At 74.0% G+C, this 24,191-nt stretch carries 20 protein-coding genes; 16 read left to right on the top strand and 4 right to left on the bottom strand.

All coding sequences use genetic code 11. The features are described 5' to 3' along the window. Positions 1-38: 38 nt before the first annotated feature. Positions 39-689, bottom strand: a complete 651-nt coding sequence (locus ABZ862_RS01780; RefSeq protein ID WP_360950509.1) for a nucleotidyltransferase family protein — start codon at positions 687-689, stop codon at positions 39-41. Between the two features lie 200 nt (positions 690-889). Here ABZ862_RS01780 and ABZ862_RS01785 point away from each other — a divergent pair, with 200 nt between their 5' ends. Beyond that, the gene (locus tag ABZ862_RS01785) at positions 890-1,192 is read left to right on the top strand and encodes a DUF5955 family protein (RefSeq protein WP_360950512.1); all 303 of its coding nucleotides are present in this window, start codon (positions 890-892) and stop codon (positions 1,190-1,192) included. Between the two features lie 72 nt (positions 1,193-1,264). On the opposite strand, the gene ABZ862_RS01790 is transcribed toward ABZ862_RS01785, so the two are convergent. Beyond that, a complete protein-coding gene (locus ABZ862_RS01790) occupies positions 1,265-2,056 on the bottom strand; it encodes an IclR family transcriptional regulator (RefSeq protein WP_360950515.1) in 792 nt (263 codons plus the stop codon). Positions 2,057-2,353: 297 nt separating this feature from the next. On the opposite strand from ABZ862_RS01790, the gene allB reads away from it, so the two are divergent. The 4 genes from allB to ABZ862_RS01810 all read left to right on the top strand — a co-directional run bounded on the left by allB (position 2,354) and on the right by ABZ862_RS01810 (position 7,169). Further along, positions 2,354-3,724 (top strand): allantoinase AllB, encoded by a 1,371-nt coding sequence (gene allB, locus ABZ862_RS01795; RefSeq protein WP_360950518.1) that lies wholly within the window; start codon positions 2,354-2,356, stop codon positions 3,722-3,724. Positions 3,725-3,774: 50 nt separating this feature from the next. Further along, positions 3,775-4,941: an allantoicase gene (gene alc, locus ABZ862_RS01800; RefSeq protein ID WP_360950521.1), complete on the top strand. Its 1,167-nt coding sequence runs from the start codon at positions 3,775-3,777 to the stop codon at positions 4,939-4,941. A 247-nt stretch (positions 4,942-5,188) separates the two neighbouring features. Beyond that, positions 5,189-5,824: a dihydrofolate reductase family protein gene (locus tag ABZ862_RS01805; protein ID WP_360950524.1), complete on the top strand. Its 636-nt coding sequence runs from the start codon at positions 5,189-5,191 to the stop codon at positions 5,822-5,824. 157 nt (positions 5,825-5,981) lie between these two features. Continuing rightward, positions 5,982-7,169 carry a cytochrome P450 gene (locus ABZ862_RS01810; protein WP_360950526.1) on the top strand — a complete coding sequence of 396 codons (1,188 nt, stop codon included), beginning with the start codon at positions 5,982-5,984 and terminating at the stop codon, positions 7,167-7,169. 79 nt (positions 7,170-7,248) lie between these two features. On the opposite strand, the gene ABZ862_RS01815 is transcribed toward ABZ862_RS01810, so the two are convergent. After that, the gene (locus ABZ862_RS01815; protein WP_360950528.1) at positions 7,249-8,271 is read right to left on the bottom strand and encodes a Gfo/Idh/MocA family oxidoreductase; all 1,023 of its coding nucleotides are present in this window, start codon (positions 8,269-8,271) and stop codon (positions 7,249-7,251) included. Between the two features lie 129 nt (positions 8,272-8,400). Between ABZ862_RS01815 and ABZ862_RS01820 the strand changes: the two genes are divergently transcribed. From ABZ862_RS01820 to ABZ862_RS01865, 10 genes are all read left to right on the top strand, one after another. Continuing rightward, positions 8,401-9,138 (top strand): GntR family transcriptional regulator, encoded by a 738-nt coding sequence (locus ABZ862_RS01820; protein ID WP_360951397.1) that lies wholly within the window; start codon positions 8,401-8,403, stop codon positions 9,136-9,138. Positions 9,139-9,621: 483 nt separating this feature from the next. Next, the gene (locus ABZ862_RS01825) at positions 9,622-10,770 is read left to right on the top strand and encodes an ROK family glucokinase (protein ID WP_360950531.1); all 1,149 of its coding nucleotides are present in this window, start codon (positions 9,622-9,624) and stop codon (positions 10,768-10,770) included. Further along, entirely contained in the window at positions 10,767-11,351 is a 585-nt protein-coding gene (locus tag ABZ862_RS01830; RefSeq protein ID WP_360950534.1) for a sugar kinase, read from the top strand. Before ABZ862_RS01825 ends, ABZ862_RS01830 begins: the two co-directional genes overlap by 4 nt. Positions 11,352-11,448: 97 nt before the next feature. Then, a complete protein-coding gene (locus ABZ862_RS01835; protein ID WP_360950537.1) occupies positions 11,449-14,334 on the top strand; it encodes a DEAD/DEAH box helicase in 2,886 nt (961 codons plus the stop codon). 239 nt (positions 14,335-14,573) lie between these two features. Continuing rightward, positions 14,574-16,610, top strand: coding sequence for an SWIM zinc finger family protein (locus ABZ862_RS01840; RefSeq protein ID WP_360950540.1), 2,037 nt, complete (start codon positions 14,574-14,576; stop codon positions 16,608-16,610). A gap of 236 nt (positions 16,611-16,846) precedes the next feature. Beyond that, entirely contained in the window at positions 16,847-17,335 is a 489-nt protein-coding gene (locus ABZ862_RS01845) for a GNAT family N-acetyltransferase (RefSeq protein WP_360950543.1), read from the top strand. A 91-nt stretch (positions 17,336-17,426) separates the two neighbouring features. After that, positions 17,427-18,914 carry a 4-carboxymuconolactone decarboxylase gene (gene pcaC, locus ABZ862_RS01850; RefSeq protein ID WP_360950546.1) on the top strand — a complete coding sequence of 496 codons (1,488 nt, stop codon included), beginning with the start codon at positions 17,427-17,429 and terminating at the stop codon, positions 18,912-18,914. 93 nt (positions 18,915-19,007) lie between these two features. Continuing rightward, a complete protein-coding gene (locus tag ABZ862_RS01855) occupies positions 19,008-19,643 on the top strand; it encodes an MBL fold metallo-hydrolase (RefSeq protein WP_360950549.1) in 636 nt (211 codons plus the stop codon). Positions 19,644-19,751: 108 nt separating this feature from the next. Beyond that, positions 19,752-20,531 (top strand): exodeoxyribonuclease III, encoded by a 780-nt coding sequence (locus tag ABZ862_RS01860; protein ID WP_360950552.1) that lies wholly within the window; start codon positions 19,752-19,754, stop codon positions 20,529-20,531. Positions 20,532-20,635: 104 nt separating this feature from the next. Continuing rightward, a complete protein-coding gene (locus tag ABZ862_RS01865; protein WP_360950555.1) occupies positions 20,636-21,115 on the top strand; it encodes a DUF6278 family protein in 480 nt (159 codons plus the stop codon). Between the two features lie 314 nt (positions 21,116-21,429). On the opposite strand, the gene ABZ862_RS01870 is transcribed toward ABZ862_RS01865, so the two are convergent. Continuing rightward, positions 21,430-22,194 (bottom strand): hypothetical protein, encoded by a 765-nt coding sequence (locus ABZ862_RS01870; protein WP_360950558.1) that lies wholly within the window; start codon positions 22,192-22,194, stop codon positions 21,430-21,432. Between the two features lie 174 nt (positions 22,195-22,368). On the opposite strand from ABZ862_RS01870, the gene ggt reads away from it, so the two are divergent. Further along, a complete protein-coding gene (gene ggt, locus ABZ862_RS01875; protein ID WP_360950561.1) occupies positions 22,369-24,180 on the top strand; it encodes a gamma-glutamyltransferase in 1,812 nt (603 codons plus the stop codon). Positions 24,181-24,191 lie beyond the last annotated feature (11 nt).

Genomic DNA, 24,191 nt, shown 5'->3' on the forward strand with positions numbered 1-24,191 from the left:
GAATTTCAACGCCGCCGGACGAGCCGGCCGCAGCCGGCTCACTCCAGGTACCGGGCCAGATCCTCCGCCGTGTCGATGTCGTACGGGCGCGCCACGTCCCCGCACTCGACGAGCCGCAGCGCGTCGCCGTGCGCCTTCAGATAGGCACGTGCCCCGCGGTCCCCGCTCGCACTCGCCGCGATCCCCGCCCAGTGGGCCGACCCGAGCAGCACCGGATGGCCGCGCGTCCCGTCGTAGACCGCGGAGACCAGTGACTCCCCGCCCTCGTACGCCGCGCACACCCGCCGTACCGCCGCCGCCCCGATGCCGGGCTGGTCCACCAGTGACACCAGTGCGGCCCGCGTTCCCGTCCCGGCGAGCGAGGCCAGTCCGGCCCGCAGGGAGGACCCCATGCCCCGCTCCCAGTCCGGGTTCTCGACGAGCACGCAGCCGGTCAGCTCCGCCCGCTCCCGTACGGCACCGGCGTCCGCCCCCAGGACGACGTGGACGCGGTCGCAGCCCGCCGCCCGCAGCACTCCGACCGCGTGCTCGACGAGCGGCCGGCCGCGGTGCTCCAGCAGCGCCTTGGGGCGCCCGCCGAGCCGCCGTCCGCCTCCGGCGGCGAGCAGCAGTCCGGTGATGGGGGCGGTGGTGGAGGCGGGGACGGGGACGGGGGTGGGGACGGGGGCGGGGCTTTCGTTCTTGGTCATAGGTTTCTGCATACCTGATCGGAAGCCGACCGGATCCGCTTCATGGGTTCGTTTTCGGTCCGCGGAGTGGCGTCCGGTGCATCGGGTGGCGTTTACTGACCCGCGTCCCCCGGTGCCTGACCAGCGCCACGGGGACGGGGTGGGAGTACCGACGTCAGGCGCACCGCGGTGTGCGAGGGGGGAGCGCTGTGTTGCGGAGCATGGGACAGAGACCGGTGGCCGGCAGCGACGAGGATCCGAGAGTGGCGGGACTGCGTACCGCCGTGTCCCGGTTACGCCGTGAACTGGCCGCGCATCCAGCGGAGTTCCCCGATCGGGTGATCGCCGAGGACGAACTCGCCGCGCTGGCCGCCATGACGGCGGGCGGCAGCCCTGAGATCCCGCGTCTGCGGAGTTCGTTGCTGCTGATCGCCGGTGCCATCGGCTCGGTCAGCGCGCTGTCACGAGGACTGTCGGACGTGCGCGCCGCGGTGGACCTGTTCGGCGGGCCGCCCCGCAGTTGACGTGCGGCGGAGGTGACGGGGCCGGACGGTCGGCGGATGCCGCCCCGCCGGCTTCCCGCCGGGCCCACCGTCTCAGCCGTTCGCGCCCGTCAGCGCCTGTGTCAGGTCGTCCGCCACCTGTTGCAGTACCGGCACGATCCGCTCCATGGCCTGCTCCGTGACCCGGCCCGCCGGTCCCGAGATGGAGATCGCGGCGGGGGTGGGGGAGTCCGGCACGGACACCGCGAGGCACCGCACGCCCATCTCCTGCTCGTTGTCGTCGACGGCGTACCCGAGCCGGCGCACCTCACCCAGCGCGGCGAGGAAGCCGTCCGGTGTGGTGATCGTCTTCTCGGTGGCGGCGGGCATCCCGGTGCGGGAGAGCAGGGCGCGCACCTCGTCGTCCGGAGCGTCGGCGAGCAGGGCCTTGCCGACGCCCGTGGAGTGCGGCAGGACACGCCGTCCCACCTCGGTGAACATCCGCATCGAGTGCTTGGACGGCACCTGGGCGACGTAGACGACCTCGTCCCCGTCCAGCAGGGCCATGTTCGCGGTCTCGCCGGTCTCCTCGACGAGCCGGGCGAGATGGGGGCGGGCCCAGGTGCCGAGCAGCCGGGACGCCGACTCGCCGAGGCGGATCAGCCGGGGGCCGAGCGCGTAGCGGCGGTTGGCCTGCTGGCGTACGTAACCGCAGGCGACCAGCGTGCGCATCAGACGGTGGATGGTGGGCAGCGGCAGCCCGGTGCTGCCGGCCAGTTCGCTCAGGCCGACCTCGCCGCCCGCGTCCGCCATCCGCTCGAGCAGGTCGAAGGCGCGCTCGAGGGACTGGACCCCACCGCTCACGGACTTGGCTGAGCCGGGGGAGGGGGCGCTGGACGACGGCACGACGCGTTCCTTTCGCGACTGGCGTGAAGGGCAGCAGCGTACCCGGCGGGCGTTCGATTCCGTGGCGGTGCGGGAGAGTCTTCTGCCTGACGGAATTCTCCTTCCGATGAGAGGAAAAATCCATGGTGCTGACGGGAGGCGCAGGGTGGAGAGGAGGGGCGCGGAGCGGGTGGGAGGGGCTCTTGACGGCCTCCGGGGCGGAGATGAAGACTCCTGGTTCCTTCAACAGGAAGTTGAATTCCGTTACGTGGAAGTAAAACGCGTTTCCCGGCTGTGACGGAAGGAACGGGGGAGCCGATGAAGTCCGTGGAACCGGTCGGACCCGCAGGTCCGGTGGAGCTGATCCTGCGGTCGACCCGCGTCGTCACGCCCGACGGCATGCGCGCCGCCTCGGTCGCGGTCGCCGAGGGGCGGATCACAGCCGTACTGCCGTACGACACGCCGGTGGCGCACAGCTTCCGCGCGCGCGTGGAGGACTTCGGTGACGACGTCCTGATGCCCGGCCTCGTCGACACGCACGTGCACGTGAACGACCCCGGCCGCACCGAGTGGGAGGGCTTCTGGACCGCCACGCGCGCGGCGGCGGCAGGAGGCGTCACCACCCTGATCGACATGCCGCTCAACTCCCTGCCGCCGACCACCACCGTCGCCCACCTCCGCACCAAGCAGGCGGTCGCCGCGGGCAGGGCGCACATCGACGTCGGTTTCTGGGGCGGCGCCCTGCCCGGCAATCTGACGGACCTGCGGCCGCTGCACGAGGCCGGGGTCTTCGGCTTCAAGGCGTTCCTGGCGCCGTCCGGTGTGGACGAGTTCCCGCACCTCGACCGGGACGGTCTCGCCCGTTCGCTGACCCGGATCGCCGCGTTCGGCGGGCTGCTGATCGTGCACGCCGAGGACCCGCACCACCTGGCCGCCGCACCGCAGCGCGGCGGCCCCCGCTATGCGGACTTTCTCGCCTCCCGCCCGCGACACGCCGAGGACACCGCGATAGCGCACCTCATAGCGGAGGCGAGACGCCTCCACGCGCGCGTGCACGTGCTGCACCTGTCCTCCGGTGACGCGCTGCCGCTGATCGCCACCGCCAAGGCCGACGGGGTGCGGATCACCGTGGAGACCTGCCCGCACTACCTGACCCTCGCCGCGGAGGAGGTCCCGGACGGGGCGAGCGAGTTCAAGTGCTGTCCGCCCATCCGTGAGGCCGCCAACCAGGACCTGCTGTGGAGGGCGCTGGCGGACGGCACGATCGACTGTGTGGTCACCGACCACTCGCCGTCCACGGCCGACCTGAAGACCGCCGACTTCGCCACGGCCTGGGGCGGTGTCTCGGGCCTCCAGCTCAGCCTGGCGGCGGTGTGGACGCAGGCACGCCGGCGCGGTCACGGCCTGGAGGACGTGGCCCGCTGGATGGCGGAGCGCACCGCGGCGCTCGCCGGGCTGGACCGCAAGGGCGCCATCGAACCCGGCCGTGACGCCGACTTCGCGGTCCTCGCACCCGACGAGACGTTCACCGTGGACCCGGCGGCCCTCCAGCACCGCAACCGCGTCACGGCGTACGCGGGCCGGACCCTGCACGGCGTCGTGCGGTCCACCTGGCTGCGCGGCGAGCGTATCTACGCGGACGGCGAGTTCAGCGAGCCGAGAGGCGCCCTCCTCACCCGGACCCCCTGAGGCCTCCGCGAGGGGACGGGCGGACCGGCCGAGTCCAGAAAGGCACCCCTGTGACAGCGACACCGCGTTTCACCGGCGCAGCCGGTCCCTACGGCGGCGGAGACCCGTACGCGGACTACCGCACCGCCGACTTCCCCTTCGCGCACCGCCACACCGACCTCGCCGACCGGCGGCTCGGCGCCGCCGTGATCGCCGCCAACGACGAGTTCTTCGCCCAGCGCGAGAACCTGCTGCTGCCGCACCGCGCCGAGTTCCACCCGGAGCACTTCGGGCACAAGGGCAAGGTCATGGACGGCTGGGAGACCCGGCGGCGGCGGGGCACCGGCGCCGGGGACCCCTGGCCCGCCGCGGACGATCACGACTGGGCGCTGATCCGGCTCGGCGTGCCGGGTGTCGTCCGGGGTGTCGTCGTCGACACCGCCCACTTCCGCGGCAACCACCCGCAGGCCGTGTCGGTCGAGGGCACCTCCGTCCCCGGCGCGCCGTCACCGGACGAACTGCTCGGCCCCGGCGTGTCGTGGACGACGCTCGTCCCGCGCACCCCGGTCGGCGGCCACGCGGCGAACGGGTTCCCGGTCACCGTCGAGAGGCGCTTCACCCATCTGCGCGTCAACCAGCATCCCGACGGCGGCATCGCGCGCGTACGCGTGTACGGCGAGGTCGTGCCGGACCCCGGATGGCTGGCGGTCCTCGGCACCTTCGACGTGGTGGCGCTCGAGAACGGCGGCACGGTCGAGGACGCCTCGGACCTCTTCTACTCGCCCGCCGCCAACACCGTCCGCCCCGGCCGCTCCCTGCGGATGGACGACGGCTGGGAGACCCGCCGGCGCCGGGACCGGGGCCACGACTGGATCCGTTACCGGCTGGCGGCCCGGTCCGCGATCCGCGCCGTCGAGATCGACACGGCGTGTCTGAAGGGCAACAGCGCGGGCTGGGCGTCCGTGTCGGTGCGCGACGGGCCGGCCGACGGGGAAGGCGGGGGCGAGGGCGGGCGGCGGGACACGGGGGAGGACGGCGCGTGGCGGGAGCTCGTGCCCCGCACCCGTCTCCAGCCCGACACCGACCACCGCTTCGTCCTGCCGGCCCCCGCCGTCGCCACGCACGCGCGCGTGGACGTCTTCCCGGACGGCGGCATCTCCCGGCTGCGCCTGCACGGCACGCTCACCGAGGAGGGCGCGGCCCGCCTGGCGGACCGTTACCGGCGGCTGGAGCGCTGAGCCGGGACCCGGGGCCCGGGCCCCTCACCGGCCTCGACCCGGCCGGCTCCGGGGGCCGCGTCGAGGCCGGCACCGGACGCGTCGACACCGGCCGCGTCGTCCCGGTTCCCGGCCCGTGCCGGGCGAACCCCGGAAGGGGGTGAACCGCCGGCAGGGCGACGGACGCGGACCGGACCGATGAGTTGCGGGCGCCGCAGGGGTCTGAGGTGATGACAGCAGATCCCGTCCCGCAGGAAGAGGCTCCGCCATGGGCAAGCTCGTCTCCACCGTCTTCGTCACCCTCGACGGTGTCTACCAGGCCCCCGGCGGCCCCCAGGAGGACACCCGCGGCGGCTTCACCCACGGCGGCTGGAGCTTCCGGTACGGCGACGACGACTTCGGCCGCTTCGTCACCGAGGTCTTCGACCGCTCCGGTGCCTATCTCCTCGGCCGCCGTACCTATGACATCTTCGCCTCGTACTGGCCGAAGATGACCGACCCCGCGGACCCGGTCGCCTCCCGGCTCAACTCCCTGCCGAAGTACGTCGCCTCGACCACCCTGACCGACCCCGCGTGGGCCGGCACCACCGTGCTCGGCGGCGACCTCGCCAAGGAGGTCACCGCCCTCAAGGAGCGGACCGAGGGCGAGCTCCAGGTGCACGGCAGCGGTGCGCTGGTCCGGTCCCTGCTGGAACTGGAGCTCCTCGACACCCTGCACCTGCTCACCTTCCCGGTGGTGCTCGGCACGGGCCTGCGGCTGTTCCCCGAAGGCACCCCGCCGACCGCGTTCCGGCACACCGGCGGGCGGATCACCCCGGCGGGCGTCTCCATCCAGACGTACGACGTGGCCGGCCGCCCGGAGTACGGCGACTACTCCCTTCCGGACGACCGGCCGCGGGTGTGAGCGGCGGGTGTGAGCCGCGGGTGTGAGCCACGGGCGTGAGGGGTCAACGATTGTGTACGGTCCGCTCGTTCGAGTGAAGATCCGGGAAGGACGGCAGTTGCGGGCACCCGGTGGCGGGTGCGCGCGTTGTCGCTTTGACCGGAGGGGGAGTGGACTCATGACGACAGAAGTGATCGACCTGGGGGAGTTCGGCGACGGGTTCAGGGACGACCCGCATCCCTTCTACGCGCGGTTACGGGAGCGGGGACCGGTGCACCGGGTGCGGCTGCCGAAGCCCGACGACCATCTGGTGACCTGGCTCGTGGTGGGATACGACGAGGCGCGCGCGGCGCTCGCCGACCCGCGGCTGGCCAAGGACACCACCAAGATCGGCCTGGGATTCCCCGACGGGGGACTGATGGGCCGGCATCTCCTGTCCGCCGACCCGCCCGAGCACACCCGGCTGCGCTCGCTGGTCTCGACGGCGTTCACCGTGCGGCGGGTGGAAGCGCTGCGGCCACGGGTCCAGGAGATCACCGACGAACTGCTGGACGCGATGCTGCCACGGGGCCGCGCCGACCTCGTGGAATCCTTCGCCCACCCGTTGCCGATCACGGTGATCTGCGAACTGCTCGGGGTGCCCGGACCGGACCGCGCCGAGTTCCGCGCGATGTCCACGGAGGCGGTGGCGCCGCGCAGCCCGGAGAGCGAGCGGGAGGCGTTCACCAGGCTCGCCGCGTATCTCGAGGAGCTGATCGAGGACAAGCGGCGCGCGGGCCCCACCGACGACCTGCTCGGCGAACTCGTGCGCACCACCGCAGAGGACGGCGACCGCCTCTCCGCAGGGGAACTGCGCGGGATGGCCTTCCTCCTGCTCGTCGCAGGCCACGAGACCACGGTCAACCTCATCTCCAACGGGGTGCACGACCTGCTCACGCACCCCGGTCAGCTCGCCGCGCTGCGCGCCGACCCCGGCCTCGTCGACGGCGCGGTCGAGGAGATGCTGCGCCACGAGGGCCCGGTGGAGAACGCCACGTTCCGGTTCGCCGCCGAGGACCTGGAGATCGCCGGGGTGAGCGTGACCCGGGGCGACCCGGTCATCATCGGGCTCAGCGCCGCCGACCGTGACGCCGGGCGGTTCCCGGACCCGGACCGCTTCGACATCCGCCGCCCGACCCAGGGGCATCTCGCCTTCGGGTACGGCATCCACTACTGCCTGGGCGCCCCGCTGGCCCGGCTGGAGGCCCGCACCGCGATCCGCTCCCTGCTCGAGCGCGCTCCCGGCCTGGCCCAGGACGGCCTGCCCGGCGAGTGGCTGCCCGGCACCCTGATACGCGGCCCGCGGAGCCTGCCGGTGCGGTGGTGACCTCCGGCGGCCGGCCCCGGGCGTACGCGACGGCCCCTGGCGTACGCGACGGCCCCGGCGGGACGCCCGGGGCCGGGTGTCACCGGTACGCCGGTACGGGGCCGCCCGGGATCTCCGCCAGGGCGACCGGTCTGCGGTCGTGCCGGGAGATGTCACACGCCTCGGCGATGCGCAGGGCCTGCAGTGCCTCCCGGCCGTCGCAGGGGTTGGCCCGCACACCGCACACGACCTCGACGAACGCCTCCAGTTCGGCCTCGTAGGCGGGGCCGAAGCGCTCCAGGAAGCCGGTCCAGGGCTTGTCGGCGGCCGGTGGGCCGGTCGGTTCGGTGGAGGCGATCGGGGTGCGGTCGTCCAGGCCGACCACGATCTGGTCCCGTTCCCCGGCGAGCTCCATACGGACGTCGTACCCGGCGCCGTTGAGCCGGGTCGCGGTGGCCGTGGCCAGGGTGCCGTCGTCCAGGGTGAGGACGGCGGCGCCGGTGTCGACGTCGCCCGCCGCGCGGAACATCGCGGGCCCGGCGTCCGACCCGGTGGCGTACACGTCGACGACCTCGCGGCCCGTCACCCAGCGCAGCACGTCGAAGTCGTGGATCAGGGTGTCCCGGTACAGCCCGCCGGACAGCGGCAGCCACGCGGCCGGCGGGGGTGCCTGGTCGGAGGTCATCGCGCGGACCGTGTGCAGCCGCCCCAGGCGGCCCGAGCGCACCGCCTCCCGGGCGCCCGCGTAGCCCGTGTCGAAGCGGCGCATGAAGCCCATCTGGAGGACCGTGCCGGCCGACTCGACCTCGGCGATCGCGTGCATGGTGCCCGGCAGGTCCAGGGCGATGGGCTTCTCGCAGAACACCGGGAGCCCGGAGCGTGCCGCCCGGCCGATCAGATCGGCGTGCGCCGATGTCGCGGTGGTGATCACCACCGCGTCCACGCCCCATGTGAAGATCTCGTCGATCCCCGGTGCCGCCGTCTCCCCGAGCCGGTGGGCGAGCTCCTGGGCCCGCGCCGGATCGGTGTCCGTGAGGATGAGCGAACCCACGTCGTGATGGCGACTCAGTGTGTTCGCATGAATCGTGCCGATGCGGCCCGTACCGATGACCCCGATGCGCATGAAGACCAAGTGTGCGCCGAGCGCGCCCGCTGTCAATTCGAATGTCCTGACAATCGGACTACCCAACTTCCCGTCGACCAGCAGCGGGACTACGCTCGCCCCGTGCCCAAACCAGGAGTGGACCCGACCGTGCAGCTCGAGCTCAGTGTGGACCGGAGCTCTCCGGTGCCGTTGTACTACCAGCTCTCCCAGCAGCTCGAGGCGGCGATCGAGCGCGGGACGCTCACCCCGGGCAGTCTGCTGGGCAACGAGATCGAGCTGGCGGCCCGCCTCGGCCTGTCCCGGCCCACCGTCCGCCAGGCGATCCAGTCCCTCGTCGACAAGGGGCTGCTGGTCCGCCGCCGGGGCGTCGGCACCCAGGTGGTGCACAGCCAGGTCAAGCGCCCCCTGGAGCTGAGCAGCCTCTACGACGACCTGGAGGCGGCCGGCCAGCGCCCGGCGACCGCGGTCCTGCTCAACACCGTCGTCCCGGCGTCCGCCGAGGTCGCGGCGGCCCTCGGGCTGGCGGAGGGGAGCGACGTCCACCGGATCGAGCGGCTGCGGCTGGCCCACGGCGAGCCGATGGCGTACCTGTGCAACCACCTGCCGCACGGCCTGCTCGATCTGGACACGGAGCAGCTGGAGGCCACCGGCCTGTACCGGATGATGCGCGCCGCCGGGATCACCCTGCACAGCGCCCGTCAGTCCATCGGCGCGCGCGGCGCGACCGCCGCCGAGGCCGAGCGGCTGGGGGAGCCGGAGGGGGCCCCGCTGCTCACCATGCAGCGCACCACGTTCGACGACACGGGCCGTGCGGTCGAGTTCGGGGACCACACCTACCGGCCGTCGCGGTACTCGTTCGAGTTCCAGCTGCTCGTACGGTCCTGACCGGCCGCTCCCCGCGAGCCGCCGGCATGCTCTCCCGTGATCCGCCGGCAAGACCGGGGCCGCCGGAGGTCCACCCGCCGGCGGGGTGCGCGCCGTGGCTGATCACCGGTGAAAATCTTGGCCGAATCCCGACGGGTGTCACACCCCGCTCGTCATAATGTACGGACAATAAGATTACCGTGCGTTCGTCGAGTATGTGATCCAAGAGTCACGAGTCCGGAAATGGGGCGCATGGGACTCGTGAGGTCACCTCGCGCATACCCTCCGTGAGGGGGGTGTGCGGTCGCGCGCGGTGCCGATGCGGACGGAAGGCTACGATTCCGCCAGGATTACGCCGCAGTTCGGCCGCAATCGGTGCCGGTGCCGCCCCGGCCGGGCCGCCCGCTCACCCCTCCGCCCCGGCGTGACCTCGGGCGGGACGCCGACGCGCCCTTTGTTCCCCCGTACGGCGCAGGGGCCCCCGGTGAGGCAGAATCGGGCCCGATGAGCACCTACCGCGACCTCACCGCCCCCATAGGCTCCCGCCGGGCCCCCGTCCTGCGCACGGTCGGCACCAGGGAACGCCGCTCCCACCTGACCGCACCCCGGGTGCCGACGGTCGGTATCGACATCGGCGGCACGAAGGTGATGGCGGGCGTCGTCGACGCCGACGGGAACATCCTGGAGAAGCTCCGCACGGAGACGCCGGACAAGTCCAAGAGCCCCAGAGTCGTCGAGGACACCATCGTCGAACTGGTCCTCGACCTGTCCGACCGGCACGACGTGCACGCGGTCGGCATCGGCGCCGCGGGCTGGGTCGACGCCGACCGCAACCGCGTGCTGTTCGCGCCCCACCTGTCCTGGCGCAACGAACCGCTGCGCGACCGGCTCTCCGAGCGCCTGTCGGTGCCCGTCCTGGTCGACAACGACGCCAACGCCGCCGCCTGGGCCGAGTGGCGGTTCGGCGCGGGCCGCGGCGAGGACCACCTCGTCATGATCACCCTCGGTACCGGCATCGGCGGCGCGATCCTGGAGGACGGGCAGGTCAAGCGCGGCAAGTTCGGTGTGGCGGGCGAGTTCGGGCACATGCAGGTCGTGCCCGGCGGCCACCGCTGCCCGTGCGGCAACCGGGGCTGCTGGGAGCAGTACAGCTCGGGCAACGCGCTCGTCCGGGAGGCGCGCGAGCTCGCCGCCGCCGACTCGCCGGTGGCGTACGGGATCATCGAGCACGTCAAGGGCAGCATCTCCGACATCACCGGTCCGATGATCACCGAGCTGGCCCGCGACGGCGACGCCATGTGCGTCGAGCTGCTCCAGGACATCGGGCAGTGGCTCGGCGTCGGCATCGCCAACCTCGCCGCCGCCCTCGACCCCTCCTGCTTCGTGATCGGCGGCGGTGTGTCGGCCGCCGACGACCTGCTGATCGCGCCCGCCCGCGACGCGTTCAAACGGCAGCTCACCGGCCGCGGCTACCGTCCCGAGGCCCGCATCGTCCGCGCCCAGCTCGGCCCCGAGGCCGGCATGGTGGGCGCCGCCGACCTGGCCCGCCTGGTCGCCCGCCGGTTCCGCCGTGCCAAGCGGCGCCGCGTGGAGCGGTACGAGCGCTACGAACGGTACGTCGAGGCCCGCCGCAGGAGCCGGGACAGCGCATGACGGCCTCGCTGCCACGCCAGGCCGCCGCACCGCCCGACGAGCCGCACAGGCCCCCCGAGGACCCGCGTCACAAGGCCCGCCGCCGCGCTCTCACCCTGCTCATCATCGTGCTGCTCACCGGTGTGCCCGCGGGTTACCTGGCGATCTCCGCCGACCAGAGCCGCGACAGCGGCAAACAGAAAGAGGACAAGTACTCCGCCACCGGCCTCACCGTGGGCTGGCCCTCCAAGGTGCAGCGCCGCCTCTACCAGGTGGCCGTCCCGCACCCCGCCGATCGGGTCGCCTACTACGAGACCAACAACTGGCGGACGAGCCGCCTCTACGTCCAGTTCCGCACCAGCGCGGCCGGTCTCGACGCCTTCCTCGCGGGGATCGGCGTCCTGCACGACGACCTGACGAAGGGCCGCGTCACCATCAGCGGCCGTGACCAGAAGGTCACCGGCTGGACGTTCCCCGCGGCGGGCCCGTGGTGGGGCCTCGTCCACAAGCAGAAGGAACCGGCGCCCACCCAGGACATCGTCGTCAACATGTCCGACCCGTCCTACCCGATGGTGTACGTCGTCTCCCGCACGGTCCCCTGACCGGGGCCCCGCCGCCGCTCCGGCGACCGATTGTCAGACCCCGCCCGTACAGTCGTGGACATCTGATCCGACACACGGGCGGGAGGTGGCAGAACGTATGAGCGGCACCGTCGCGGTGGCCGGACACACGGGGCAGTCCGTCCCCCTGCGGCTCGCCGCCGTCTTCCTTCCCGCGCCCCTGCCCCGCGAGAGCCGCATCGCCTTCTGGGACCCCGACGGCGGCCCCCTGCCGGACCCGGACGGTGCCGGCGGCGCCGGCGGTGCCGGCGCCGAGGCCGTGCCGCCCGGGACGGCGGCCACCGACCTCACGGTCGTCCGGCGGCACGGCGCAGGTGTACGACGCCGGCAGACCCCCGCCCTGGCCCTGCCCCTCGCCGAGGCGCTCCCGCTGCTGGTCCGGGCCCGCCGCGACCCGGCCGCCCACCCCGCCACCGCCTGCTGGGGCGCCGCCGCACTGCACGCCCTGCACCTCACCGCGCGCGGCCGCCTGCTGCCCGGACTGACACCCTCCGGCCACGACGCCTGGCGCGCGGGCCCCCTCGACCGCGACGACATCGCCCACCTGCGCGCCGTGGCCGCGGCCCTCCCGCCCGAGGGACACGCCGTGCCGCTGCCGGGCCCCGGCCCGCTGCGGCTGCCCGCACCGGAAGCCCTGGTCCGCGCCTTCCTCGACGCCGTCGCCGACACGCTCCCCCGCACCCCGGCCGCACCGCACACCGCCGGGAGACCCTTCGCCGCGCGAGCCCCCCAGTACCTGCCCGACGCCCACGCCTGGGCGGCCGAGGTCGCCGTCGGGATGGACGCCGGGGTGCGGATCTCCCTCCGCCTGGACCTCTCGGCGTACGACCTGTTCGACGCGCACGGGGAGACACACCGGGCGGGCGCCGCGATCGTCCAGGTGCACAGCCTCGCCGACCCCACCCTCGTCACCGACACGGCCGCCCTGTGGGCCGGCGAGGCCGACGCGGCGTTCGGGCCCCGCGCGCGCGTGGACGCCGCCCTGGCCGTACGGCGCGCCGCGCGTGTCTGGCCCCCGCTGGACCGGCTCGCCGCACAGGACGTGCCCGACGTCCTGGCGCTGTCCGAGGAGGAGGTGGGCGAACTGCTCGGCGTCGCCGCGACCCGCCTCGCGGCCGCGGGCGTCGCCGTGCACTGGCCCAGGGACCTGGCCCAGGACCTGACGGCCGCCGCCGTGGTACAGCCGGCGCCGGGCTCGGCGACCGACGGGACCGGTTTCTTCGAGAGCGAGGAACTGCTGCGGTTCCGCTGGCAGCTGGCCCTCGGCGGCGACCCGCTCAGCGAGGCCGAGATGGACGCGCTCGCCGAGGCGCACCGCCCCGTGGTCCGGCTGCGCGACCGGTGGGTCCTCGTCGATCCGGCGCTGGTGCGCAAGGCCCGCCGCCGTGACCTGGGCCTGCTCGACCCGGTGGACGCGCTGTCCGTGGCCCTCACGGGCAGCGCCGACGTCGACGGCGAGGCGGTCGAGGCGGTGCCGACCGGCGCCCTGGCCGCCCTGCGCGACCGCCTCACCGCGGGCGTACGGCCCGCGGAGCCGCCCGCCGGGCTCCGGGCCACCCTGCGCGACTACCAGCTGCGCGGCCTGGCCTGGCTCGACCTGATGACCTCCCTCGGCCTCGGCGGCTGCCTGGCCGACGACATGGGACTCGGCAAGACGGTCACCCTGATCGCCCTGCACCTCAAGCGCGCCCGTACCGCCCCCACCCTGGTGATCTGCCCCGCCTCCCTGCTCGGCAACTGGCAGCGGGAGATCCTCCGCTTCGCCCCCGGCACGCCGGTCCGCCGTTTCCACGGTCCCGACCGCTCCCTCGACGGCGTGACCGGCGGCTTCGTCCTCACCACCTACGGCACGATGCGCTCCGCCGCCGCCCTGCTGGCCGCGCGGCCCTGGGGCATGGTCGTCGCCGACGAGGCCCAGCACGTCAAGAACCCCTACTCGGCCACCGCCAGAGCCCTGCGCACCCTCCCCGCCCCCGCGCGCGTGGCACTCACCGGCACGCCCGTCGAGAACAACCTGTCGGAGCTGTGGGCCCTGCTCGACTGGACGACCCCCGGACTGCTCGGCCCGCTGAAGTCCTTCCGCGCCCGGCACGCGCGCGCGGTGGAGAGCGGCGAGGACCCGGAGGCCGCGCAGCGGCTGGCCCGGCTGGTCCGCCCGTTCCTGCTGCGCCGCAAGAAGTCCGACCCCGGCATCGTCCCCGAGCTGCCGCCCAAGACGGAGACCGACCACCCGGTCCCGCTCACCCGCGAACAGGCCGCGCTCTACGAGGCGGTGGTGCGCGAGTCGCTGCTCGCCATCGGGACGGCGGAGGGCATCGCGCGGCGCGGCATGGTCCTCAAGCTGCTGGGCGCCCTGAAGCAGATCTGCGACCATCCGGCGCTGTACCTCAAGGAGGAGCCCGCCGCGGCCACGGCCGGCACGGAGCGGCTCGCGGCCCGCTCGGGCAAGCTGGCCCTCCTGGACGAGCTGCTGGACACCCTCCTCGCGGAGGACGGCTCGGCTCTCGTCTTCACCCAGTACGTCGGTATGGCCCGCCTCATCACCGCGCATCTGACCGCCCGGGCGGTCCCCGTGGACCTCCTGCACGGCGCCACCCCGGTCCCGGAGCGCGAACGCATGGTGGACCGTTTCCAGAACGGGGCCGTCCCGGTCCTGGTCCTGTCCCTGAAGGCCGCGGGGACCGGCCTGAACCTCACCCGCGCGGGTCATGTCGTCCACTTCGACCGCTGGTGGAACCCCGCCGTGGAGGAACAGGCCACCGACCGCGCGTACCGCATCGGCCAGACCCAGCCCGTCCAGGTGCACCGCCTGGTCACCGAGGGCACGGTCGAGGACCGCATCGCCGAGATGCTGATGGCGAAGAGAGCCCTGTCCGACGCGATCCTCGGCTCCGGCGAGGCGGCCCTCACGGAACTGACGGACCGCGAACTGACCGACCTGGTGTCCCTGCGGAGGCCGTCATGACGGGGACGGAAGGCCTGCCGGCCGGGGACGGCGCGGTGAGAGGCGCAGGGGGCGTGGAGGGCACGGGGGGCCCGGACCCGGCGGCCGTGGGGCGCGCGGACGGTGTCCGCGCGCCGGGGAGCGGCGGTGCGGGGGCTGCCGTGGACGGCGCCGGGACCGGGGACGAGACGGCGAGGACGCCGGGCCGAGCGGTCCGGGGCGATGCGGCGGGGGAGGAGCGGGCCGCGGGTGCCGGTGACGTGCCTGATCGTGAGGAGCCGTACTCCCGGCCGGTCGACGCGGCACGCCGGGCCCTGCGGGCCTCGCGGCAGCGGGGGAGCGCACCCGACCGGACGGAGGCGGCGGGCCCGGCGCGGGTGCCGCCGGGCGCGGACGTGGCCGGGGGATCCGAGCGGCGCCGGAGCGGCGAGGCGCAGGGCGTCGGACCGAGCGGGTACGACACCGGCCGAGGGGCGCCGCCACGACCCGGTGACATCGCTCGTGCGGCGCTCCGGCGGGCCGTCTCCGCACGCCGTGGTGCGGCAGCCGGGACGGAACCCCCTGACGGTGCGGACACCCCCGCCCCGCACCCGGTCGGCACCGCCGGGGCGGCCCGGGAACACCTGGCCGGGGACCACCTGGCGGAGGGCACGGGTCCCGGCCCGGGGCGGCCAGGAACGGGCGCCTCCGGTGACCGCCGCCGTCCCGGCCGTCCCGGCGACGTGGCCCGCGAGGCTCTGCGGGCTGCCCGCGAAGAGGCACTGCGGGAACGGCGGCGGGAGAGCGAAGAGGCCGGGGACGACGCCGCCCCGGCAGCGGACAGGGGAACGGGTCCGGCCTCCGGCACCGCCCCCGGCCCGTCGAGGCCCGCAGCACCCGGCGCCGCCGCGGCCCGTACCCCTCCCGCCGAGGCGGCGGCCCCCGCCCTCGGGTCCGCCCGGGGTGACGCGGCCGCCGCCGGCCACCTCGCCTTCGCCGACGACCCCCGCCCCGCCGCCGCCTCCCGTCCGTCCCGTCTCCCCTCCATGGCCTCTCCCCGCCGTGACGGCGACCTGCGCCGTACCTTCCCCGCCTTTCCGCCCCGCGCGGGGAACGGCGCCGCCCCCGGGTTCGCCGAGAGCTGGTGGGGCAACGCCTGGGTCGAGGCGCTGGAGCAGGGCGCGCTGGACGTCAAACGGCTGGCCCGCGGCCGGGACTACGCGCTCGGCGGACATGTGGACGCCATCACGGTGACGCCCGGGCAGGTGCTCGCCTACGTACAGGGCAGCCGTCCCCGCCCGTACCGCGTGCAGCTGCTGCTGCGGACCCTCGACGACACCGACTGGGAGCACGCCCTGGACGCGGCCGCCGACCGGCCGGGCCATATCGCCGCACTGCTGGACAAGGAACTGCCCCGGTCCCTGGCCGACTGCGGCGTACCCCTCCTCCCCGGTCCCGGAGACCTCGAACCGCGCTGCAACTGCCCCGACCACGGCTTCCCCTGCAAGCACGCCGCCGCCCTCTGCTACCAGACCGCGCGCCTGCTCGACGCCGACCCCTTCGTCCTGCTCCTGCTGCGCGGCCGCGGCGAGCGCACGCTGCTCGACGCGCTGTCCCGCCGCAACGCGACCCGCGAGGCCCGGGCCGCGCAGACACAGGAACCGGCCGCCCTCCCCGGCGTCCGCGCCTCGGAGACCCTGGCCGCCGGGCGCGACCTCCCGCCCCTGCCGACGCCGTTGCCCGTCCCCGCGCACCCCGGGCAGCCCCCGGCCTACCCGGCGGCCCCGGACGGTCCCGATCCCTTCGCGCTGGACCAGCTGGCGACCGACGCCGCCGCCCGCGCCCACGCCCTGCTCGTCACCGGCCGGGACCCGGTCGGCGAGCTGACGCTGTGGCAGGACGCGGTACGGCTCGCCGCCGCCCGCCCGGGCTCCGGTCTGACCGCCGCCACCCGGGGCCTGTACGCCGCCCTCACCGCCGCCACCGGCCGCACCACGGCCGACCTGGCCCGGGCGGTCGCCGCCTGGCGGCAGGGCGGCCTCGAGGGGCTCGCCGTACTGGAGGAACCCTGGGACCCACCGGCGGGGCGTTTCGACCGGGCCCGCCCGCTCCTCCTCGCCGCCGACCACCCGCGCTTCCGCCCCTGGCGCAACCGCCTCACCCACCCCCTGGGCCATGTCCAGCTCCGGTTCGGCCGGGACGGTCTGTGGTACGGATACGAGTCGGAACCGGGGCGCGACACCTGGTGGCCCCGCGGCACCCCTGATCCCGACCCGGTCGGCGCCCTGACCGGCATGGTCGCCCCGACCGGCCCCTGAGACACGACGGCGGGGCCGTCCGCCACGGCAAACTCAGGGAGAGCAGCCGCCGGCCACCCGCTCTCCGGCTCCTCCGCGGCGGTTACGGGTCCGGCCACCGTCGGTGGCCGGACCGGCGGCGCCGACGTGGCCGGTCGGGGACCGGGCGAGCGGTTCCCGGGGAGCGGTGCGCGAACGCCTGAGCGGGCGGCCGACCCGCCGCACGGAGGCACTCCCCGGTGCGGAATACTCTCTGGATGGGTTCACGCACTTCCCCGGCCGGTCGGCCGGTCACGATACGGAGGGCCGTCGCGCGGGATGCCAGACGGCTCACGCGGCTCGTGCGTGGCTCGGGCGCCTACCAGGGCCGGTACGCGGCCGCGGTCGCGGGCTACCGGGTCGGTCCCGATTACCTCGAGGCCCACCGCGCCTTCGTGGCCGTCGGCGCCGACGAGCACGCAGGCCGGGTCCTCGGGTTCTACTCGCTCGTCCTCGCGCCACCGGAGCTCGATCTGCTGTTCGTCGCGGACGACGTGCAGGGCCGGGGTATCGGGCGGCTGCTCGTCGCGCACATGCGGTCCGAGGCCCGTGCCGCCGGGATCGACCGCCTCAAGGTCGTCTCGCACCTTCCCGCCGAGGACTTCTACCACCGCGTGGGTGCCGTGCGGACCGGGACCGTGCTCGCGAACCCGCCCGCAGTACCGTGGGACCGTCCCGAATTCGAGTTCCGCATTCCTCCGCGATGACACGGTGACCCGGGGCGGTTCGCACCGGCTCGGGAACCCCCGGTCCGGGACCGGCATGTGAGATCCCGTGAGAGATGAGAGGGTCTGACGGGTGAGCGAGACACCACCGAACACCCTGCAATACCGCTTTGACGGGCCAGAAGACGCACCTGTCCTGATCCTGGGGCCCTCACTGGGTACCACCTGGCACATGTTCGACCGTCAGGTTCCCCAACTGATCGAGCAGTGGAGGGTGTTCCGGTTCGATCTGCCGGGGCACGGCGGCGCCCCCGCGCACCCCGCGTCCTCCGTGCCCGACCTCGCCGCCCGGCTGCTGGCCACCCTCGACCGGCTCGGCGTGGAGCGTTTCGGCTACGCGGGCTGCGCGCTGGGCGGGGCCGTCGGGATCGAACTGGCCCTGCGCCACCCCGAGCGGCTCGCCGCGCTGGCCCTGATCGCCGCGTCGCCCCGGTTCGGCACCGCCGACGAGTTCCGGCAGCGCGGTGTGATCGTCCGTACGAACGGGCTCGACCCGATCGCCCGGACCTCGCCCGACCGCTGGTTCACCGAGCGGTTCGCGACCGCGCAGCCCGCGATCACCGACTGGGCCGTGCAGATGGTGCGCACCACCGACCCCGGCTGTTACATCGCCGCCTGTGAGGCGCTGGCCACCTTCGACGTCCGGGCCGAACTGCCCGGTGTCGGTGTGCCCACCCTCGTCCTGGTCGGCTCGGAGGACCGGGTCACCGGACCCGCCGAGGCCCGCACCCTGGTCGCCGGGATCCCGGACGCCCGCCTCGCGGTCGTTCCCGGAGCCTCCCACCTGGTGCCGGTGGAGCAGCCCGCCGCCGTCACCGACCTGCTGGTCCAGCACTTCTCCACCGTCCTGCAACCCGGCTACGAGACGATGACGACCACCGGCCGGATGCTGATCCCGGTGGCGGCACCGAACCGGCCGCTGACGCCCCCCGGCCTGTCCGCCGTGCCGGCCGTGCCCGGCGGACAGCCCGGCGGACAGGGCGTCGGGCAGTCCGGCGGCCACAGCCGGCACGCCCGGGCCACGGCACCCTCCCCCACCGCGTCCGCCGGACCGGCCTCCCTCACCCCGGCCACCGCACCCCCCTCGGCCCCCCTGGCCCCCATGGCGTCCATGTCGCAGTCCGTCACGCCCATCGCGGAGATCGCCCCCGCGGCGGTGGAACCCCTGCCGCAGGGCCGGCCCGACGCCTACGAGACCGGGATCAAGATCCGCCGCGAGGTGCTCGGCGACGCCCATGTCGACGGCGCGCTGAACCGGGCCGACGCGTTCTCCGAGGACTTCCAGGACTTCGTGACCCGCTACACCTGGGGCGAGATCTGGGACCGGCCCGGGCTCGACCGGCGCTCGCGCAGCTGTGTCACCCTCGCCGCACTGGTCGCGGGCGGCCATCTGGAGGAGCTGGCCGTACACACCCGGGCCGCCCTCCGCAACGGCCTGACGCCGGCCGAGATCAAGGAGGTGCTGCTCCAGACGGCCGTCTACTGCGGCGTACCGGCCGCGAACAGCGCCTTCCGGGTGGCGCAGCAGGTCGTACGGGAGGAGACCACCCTCGACGAGTGAACGCGCCGCCCGCCCCGTCGATCAGCAGGGGGGTGCCCGGAGCACCAGCCTCCCGGCACCCGCACCGGGGGTGACGGAGAGAGGATGGGAGACATGAGGCTCACGAAGAAGACGCATTCCTGTGTCCGTCTGGAGAAGGACGGCCGGACCCTGGTCATCGACCCCGGGATGTTCAGCGAGCGGGACGCCACCGCGGGCGCCGAGGCGGTCCTGGTCACCCACGAGCACCCCGACCACTTCGACGAGGCCGGTCTGCGGGCCGCCCTGGAGGCCGACGCGGGCCTGCAACTGTGGACACTGCGCTCGGTCGCCGACCGGCTCACGGCGGCCTTCCCCGGCCGGGTGCACACCGTCGGCCACGGCGACACGTTCGGTGCCGCGGGCTTCGACGTCCAGGTGCACGGCGAGCTGCACGCCGTGATCCACCCCGACATCCCGCGCATCACCAACGTCGGCTATCTCGTCGACGGCGGCCGGCTCTTCCACCCCGGCGACGCCCTCACCGTCCCGGACCTGCCGGTGGAGACGCTGATGCTTCCGGTGATGGCCCCCTGGAACAAGATCGCCGAGGTCATCGACTACGTCCGTGAGGTCAAGCCGCAGCGCGCCTACGACATCCACGACGCCCTCCTGACCGACCTCGCCCGCCCGATCTACGACAACCAGATCGGCGCCCTCGGCGGCGCCGAGCACCTGCGGCTCGCCCCGGGCATCTCGGCCGAGGTCTGAGCAGGGCGGGAGCGGGCCGGAGCGGGGCTGAGCGGTTCCGGGCGGCCCGGCGGGGCACCGGCCGGGATCGGGGCGGCGTTGTCATACCCGCCCGGTAGGTTGTGGGGCATGCGCATCGCGACCTGGAACGTGAACTCGATCACCGCCCGCCTGCCGCGGCTGCTGGCCTGGCTGGAGAGCAGCGGCACGGACGTGCTCTGCATCCAGGAGGCCAAGCTCGCCGAGGAGCAGTTCCCGTCCGACCAGCTGCGCGAACTGGGCTATGAGGCGGCGGTCCACGCGACCGGCCGGTGGAACGGGGTGGCGGTGCTCTCCCGCGTCGGCCTCGCCGACGTGGTGAAGGGACTGCCGGGCGACCCCGGGTACGACGGTGTCGAGGAGCCCCGCGCGGTCTCGGCGACCTGCGGCCCGGTCCGCGTCTGGTCGGTGTACGTGCCCAACGGCCGCGAGGTGGGCCACCCGCACTACGCGTACAAGCTCCGGTGGTTCGAGGCCCTGAAGGCGGCCGTCGCGGGCGACGCGGCCGGCGGCCGTCCCTTCGCCGTCCTCGGCGACTACAACGTGGCGCCGACGGACGACGACGTCTACGACGTGGCCGCCTTCGAGGGCGCCACCCATGTCACCCCCGCCGAGCGTGCCGCGCTGGCCGCCCTGCGCGAGGTGGGCCTGTCCGACGTGGTCCCGCGGCCGCTGAAGTACGACCATCCGTTCACCTACTGGGACTACCGCCAGCTCTGCTTCCCGAAGAACCGCGGCGTGCGCATCGACCTGGTGTACGGCAACGAGCCGTTCGCCAAGGCCGTCACCGACGCCTACGTCGACCGGGACGAGCGCAAGGGCAAGGGCGCCTCGGACCACGCTCCGGTGGTCGTCGACCTCGACGTGTAGAACGCGCGGGCCGGAACGCGTCGGTCCCGGCGTGTTCCGCACGTCGGCATCCCGCGCCCGTCGCACTGTGGTGCCGGCGGTGCCGCGGGTGCGACGCTGGGCCCATGAACATCCCGTTCCTGGGCAACAGGCGCAAGAACAGCGGCGCCCCGGTGCCGTCCGCCGATCCCGAGGGCCTCGCCGCGCTGCTCTCGGAGTGCGAGCTGCTCCGCGACCAGGCGTCCCGGGAGGGCGTCGCCCTGGACGACTCGGCGGCCTCCCTGGAGGCACTCGACCAGCTGCTGCCGCGCTGGCGCGAGGACCAGGACACCCGAGGCGACCACGGTGCCCGCGGCGGTCACGGCAACCCCGGCGACGGCGACGAGGAGTCCCTGACCTGGCTGGGCAATGACGCCGGGCTGTACCTCGGCACCGTTCTCGTGCGGACCGTGCCCGGCGCGCGCTGGGAGCTGCGGTCCGGCGGGCTGCCCGTCGTACGCCTGCTGTCCGGCCGTGAGTTCGACGTCGTCGAGTCGGGCCACGCATGGGCGGCGAACGGTGCCCCCGAGCTGTCCCAGGTCTACGCGGAAGTCGCGGAGGACTGAGTCCGCAAGCCGACGGCGGCGTAAATACGGCTTATGCCCGAAAGGTGGGCGGCGGCCGTGTGTCGCGACTCAAGTGGCCCCGGGTCTGGATAGTTTGCGGCAGCCAGGACGACCGAGCGGGGCCGCCCGGCCGGCAGCCGAAGATCACTCCTCACGCGGCGGGGCCGACCGTACGACGGTTGGTCCGCGCCCGGAGAAGGAGAAGGTCAGCTGCACGCCGGACGGGTCGAGCTCCCACGGCACCGCGACTCCCACGACACCGCCACTCCCACGGCATCCACCGCTCCCGCCGCACCCCCGGCACGCCGCCGCCCCTACGACGCCCGGTGCGTGCTGCGCTTGCCGTTGGCGGGCGGAGCCGGCAGCGGTTCCTGCGCCGCCCGGGTCACATCGCCCACCACCTCGACCACGTCCGGCCCGTACGCCTGCGAGTTGACGACCTTCAGCAGCAGCACGAAGGAGTTCCCGCCGTACTTGCGCGACAGCCGCTCGTGGTTGCGGGCGAGATAGCGCGCCGCCGCCGCGTTGGTGATCGCGCGCTGGCCGCAGAACAGGAACACCGGCCGTGCCTCGCGGCGCTCGCCGGCGGTCAGCCGCGCCAGGAGCACGTACTCGTCCTTGCCGGGCTCCAGCCGGTAGCGCTCGCTGCCTATCTGGAACGCGCCCCGGTCCGGGCCGGGTTCGGCGTCCACGTTCACCCGGATGCCCGGCAGCAGCGAGGCGAGGTGCGCGGCCATCCGGCGGTTGGACGCGGGGCCGCCCACGCAGAACTCGGTGCGCTCGCCGAACCCCTGCTGCGCGGCGTCGTGTGCGACGACCTGTGCGTGCGCGTGGCAGTCCTTGATGAGCGCGGCCAGTTCGAGCAGCGCGAACACGTCGTGCCGCATCACCGTCAGTTCGGGCCCGCCCGCCTCCCGGTTGACCACGAGGAGTGACTCGGAGTTGTCGGGCAGCCCGAAGAACGCCTGCTTGCGGCGGAGTTTGCGCCGCCACAGATAGGTGCGGGCCAGCCAGCCGAGCACGGCGCTGATACCGGCCGCGATCAGACCCAGGACGATGTTGCGCAGGTCGTCATTCATGGGCGCGCATGCTAGCGGTCCGACGCGTCCGATACGTACCGGCGTTCGATCTGGTCGGTGATGTATGGCGTTCATGTGACAACCATGGATATCGGATGACACCTGCCGGGACGGTCTGTCGGCTGCGCAGCGATGCCGTTACGCTGCGCGAACTGTCTCTGGCTGGAGGAGCGGATGCGTCGTCCCGCGGTACGGAAACTGGCGGTCCTGGCGGTCTCGGCCGCCGTGGTGTCGGTGGGGGCCGCGGCCCCGCCGGGACCGGCCGCGACGAGCGGCACCCCGGCGAAGGCCCCGGTCGCCGTCGGCTACGGCGGCGCGGTCGCCAGCGTCGACGCCGACGCCTCCGCCGCCGGGATCGAGGTGCTGCGCAAGGGCGGCAACGCGGTCGACGCCGCCGTCGCCACCGCCGCCGCGCTCGGCGTCACCGAGCCCTACTCGTCCGGCATCGGCGGGGGCGGCTACTTCGTCTACTACGACGCCAAGTCCCGTACGGTGCACACGATCGACGGCCGTGAGACCGCCCCGCTGACCGCCGGGACCGGCCTCTTCACGGAGAACGGCGCACCGCTCGCGTTCGCCGACGCTGTCAGCAGCGGCCTGAGCGTCGGTACCCCCGGCACCCCCGCCACCTGGCAGACCGCCCTCGACACCTGGGGCACCCGGCGGTTGGGCACGGTCCTCGAGCCCGCCGAGCGCATCGCCCGCGACGGTTTCACCGTGGACGACACCTTCCGCTCGCAGACCGCCGCCAACGAGACCCGCTTCCGCTACTTCCCCGACACCGCCGCCCTGTTCCTGCCGGGCGGTCAACTCCCGGCCGTGGGCTCCACGTTCAAGAACCCCGACCTGGCACGCACCTACCGGGAGCTCGGCAGCAGGGGCATCCGCGCGATCTACGGCGCCGGTGGCGATCTCGGCCGGGACATCGTCGGGACCGTCCAGCACCCGCCCGTCGACCCGGCGTCGGGCTGGAAGGCCCGCCCCGGCAAGCTGTCCGTGAACGACCTGGCGGCCTACCGGGCCAGGCTCCAGGCGCCCACCGAGGTGTCCTACCGCGGCCTGGACGTGTACTCCATCGCGCCCTCCTCCTCCGGCGGCACGACCGTCGGCGAGGCCCTCAACATCCTGGAGAAGACCGACCTCTCCAAGGCGACCGAGACGCAGTACCTGCACCGCTTCATCGAGGCGAGCCGGATCGCGTTCGCCGACCGCGGCCGCTGGGTCGGCGACCCCGCCTTCGAGAAGGTGCCGACCGGGGGCCTGCTGTCGCAGAAGTACGCCGACTCGCGCGCCTGCCTCATCAAGGACGACGCCGTCCTCACCAGCCCCCTCGCCCCCGGTGACCCGGCGAACCCGGCACCCTGCGCCACCGCGGGAGCGGCGGCCCCGACCACGTACGAGGGCGAGAACACCACGCACCTCACGGTCGCCGACAAGTGGGGCGATGTCGTCTCCTACACGCTGACCATCGAGCAGACCGGCGGCAGCGCCATCACCGTGCCCGGCCGGGGCTTCCTGCTCAACAACGAGCTGACGGACTTCTCCTTCGTCCCCGCGAACCCCGCCGTGCACGACCCGAACCTGCCCGGCCCCGGCAAGCGGCCGCGGTCGTCGATCTCCCCGACCATCGTGCTCGACCGGCAGCACCGGCCCGTCGTCGCCCTGGGCTCGCCCGGCGGCGCGACCATCATCACCACCGTGCTGCAGACCCTCACCGAGTTCCTCGACCGCCGGCTGCCGCTCGTCGACGCCATCGCCGCGCCCCGCGCCAGCCAGCGCAACGCGGCCCAGACCGAACTCGAACCGGCGCTGTACGACAGCGACCTGAGGACGAGGCTGGAGGCCATCGGGCACTCCTTCAAACTCAACGCCGAGATCGGCGCGGCGACCGGTGTGCAACGCCTGGGCGACGGACGCTGGCTGGCCGCCGCCGAGACGGTGCGCCGCGGCGGCGGCTCGGCCATGGTGGTGCACCCGCAGCCCTGATCAGGCCCCGG

This window comes from Streptomyces sp. NPDC047000, from assembly GCF_040644295.1.
Classification (GTDB): domain Bacteria; phylum Actinomycetota; class Actinomycetes; order Streptomycetales; family Streptomycetaceae; genus Streptomyces.

Bases quoted from the DNA above. Each gene is read 5' to 3' on its own strand.
- ABZ862_RS01780 (WP_360950509.1), bottom strand. From the start codon at position 689: ATGACCAAGAACGAAAGCCCCGCCCCCGTCCCCACCCCCGTCCCCGTC.
- ABZ862_RS01785 (WP_360950512.1), top strand. From the start codon at position 890: ATGGGACAGAGACCGGTGGCCGGCAGCGACGAGGATCCGAGAGTGGCG.
- allB (WP_360950518.1), top strand. From the start codon at position 2,354: ATGAAGTCCGTGGAACCGGTCGGACCCGCAGGTCCGGTGGAGCTGATC.
- ABZ862_RS01805 (WP_360950524.1), top strand. From the start codon at position 5,189: ATGGGCAAGCTCGTCTCCACCGTCTTCGTCACCCTCGACGGTGTCTAC.
- ABZ862_RS01810 (WP_360950526.1), top strand. From the start codon at position 5,982: ATGACGACAGAAGTGATCGACCTGGGGGAGTTCGGCGACGGGTTCAGG.
- ABZ862_RS01815 (WP_360950528.1), bottom strand. From the start codon at position 8,271: ATGCGCATCGGGGTCATCGGTACGGGCCGCATCGGCACGATTCATGCG.
- ABZ862_RS01825 (WP_360950531.1), top strand. From the start codon at position 9,622: ATGAGCACCTACCGCGACCTCACCGCCCCCATAGGCTCCCGCCGGGCC.
- ABZ862_RS01830 (WP_360950534.1), top strand. From the start codon at position 10,767: ATGACGGCCTCGCTGCCACGCCAGGCCGCCGCACCGCCCGACGAGCCG.
- ABZ862_RS01835 (WP_360950537.1), top strand. From the start codon at position 11,449: ATGAGCGGCACCGTCGCGGTGGCCGGACACACGGGGCAGTCCGTCCCC.
- ABZ862_RS01845 (WP_360950543.1), top strand. From the start codon at position 16,847: ATGGGTTCACGCACTTCCCCGGCCGGTCGGCCGGTCACGATACGGAGG.
- ABZ862_RS01855 (WP_360950549.1), top strand. From the start codon at position 19,008: ATGAGGCTCACGAAGAAGACGCATTCCTGTGTCCGTCTGGAGAAGGAC.
- ABZ862_RS01860 (WP_360950552.1), top strand. From the start codon at position 19,752: ATGCGCATCGCGACCTGGAACGTGAACTCGATCACCGCCCGCCTGCCG.
- ABZ862_RS01865 (WP_360950555.1), top strand. From the start codon at position 20,636: ATGAACATCCCGTTCCTGGGCAACAGGCGCAAGAACAGCGGCGCCCCG.
- ABZ862_RS01870 (WP_360950558.1), bottom strand. From the start codon at position 22,194: ATGAATGACGACCTGCGCAACATCGTCCTGGGTCTGATCGCGGCCGGT.
- ggt (WP_360950561.1), top strand. From the start codon at position 22,369: ATGCGTCGTCCCGCGGTACGGAAACTGGCGGTCCTGGCGGTCTCGGCC.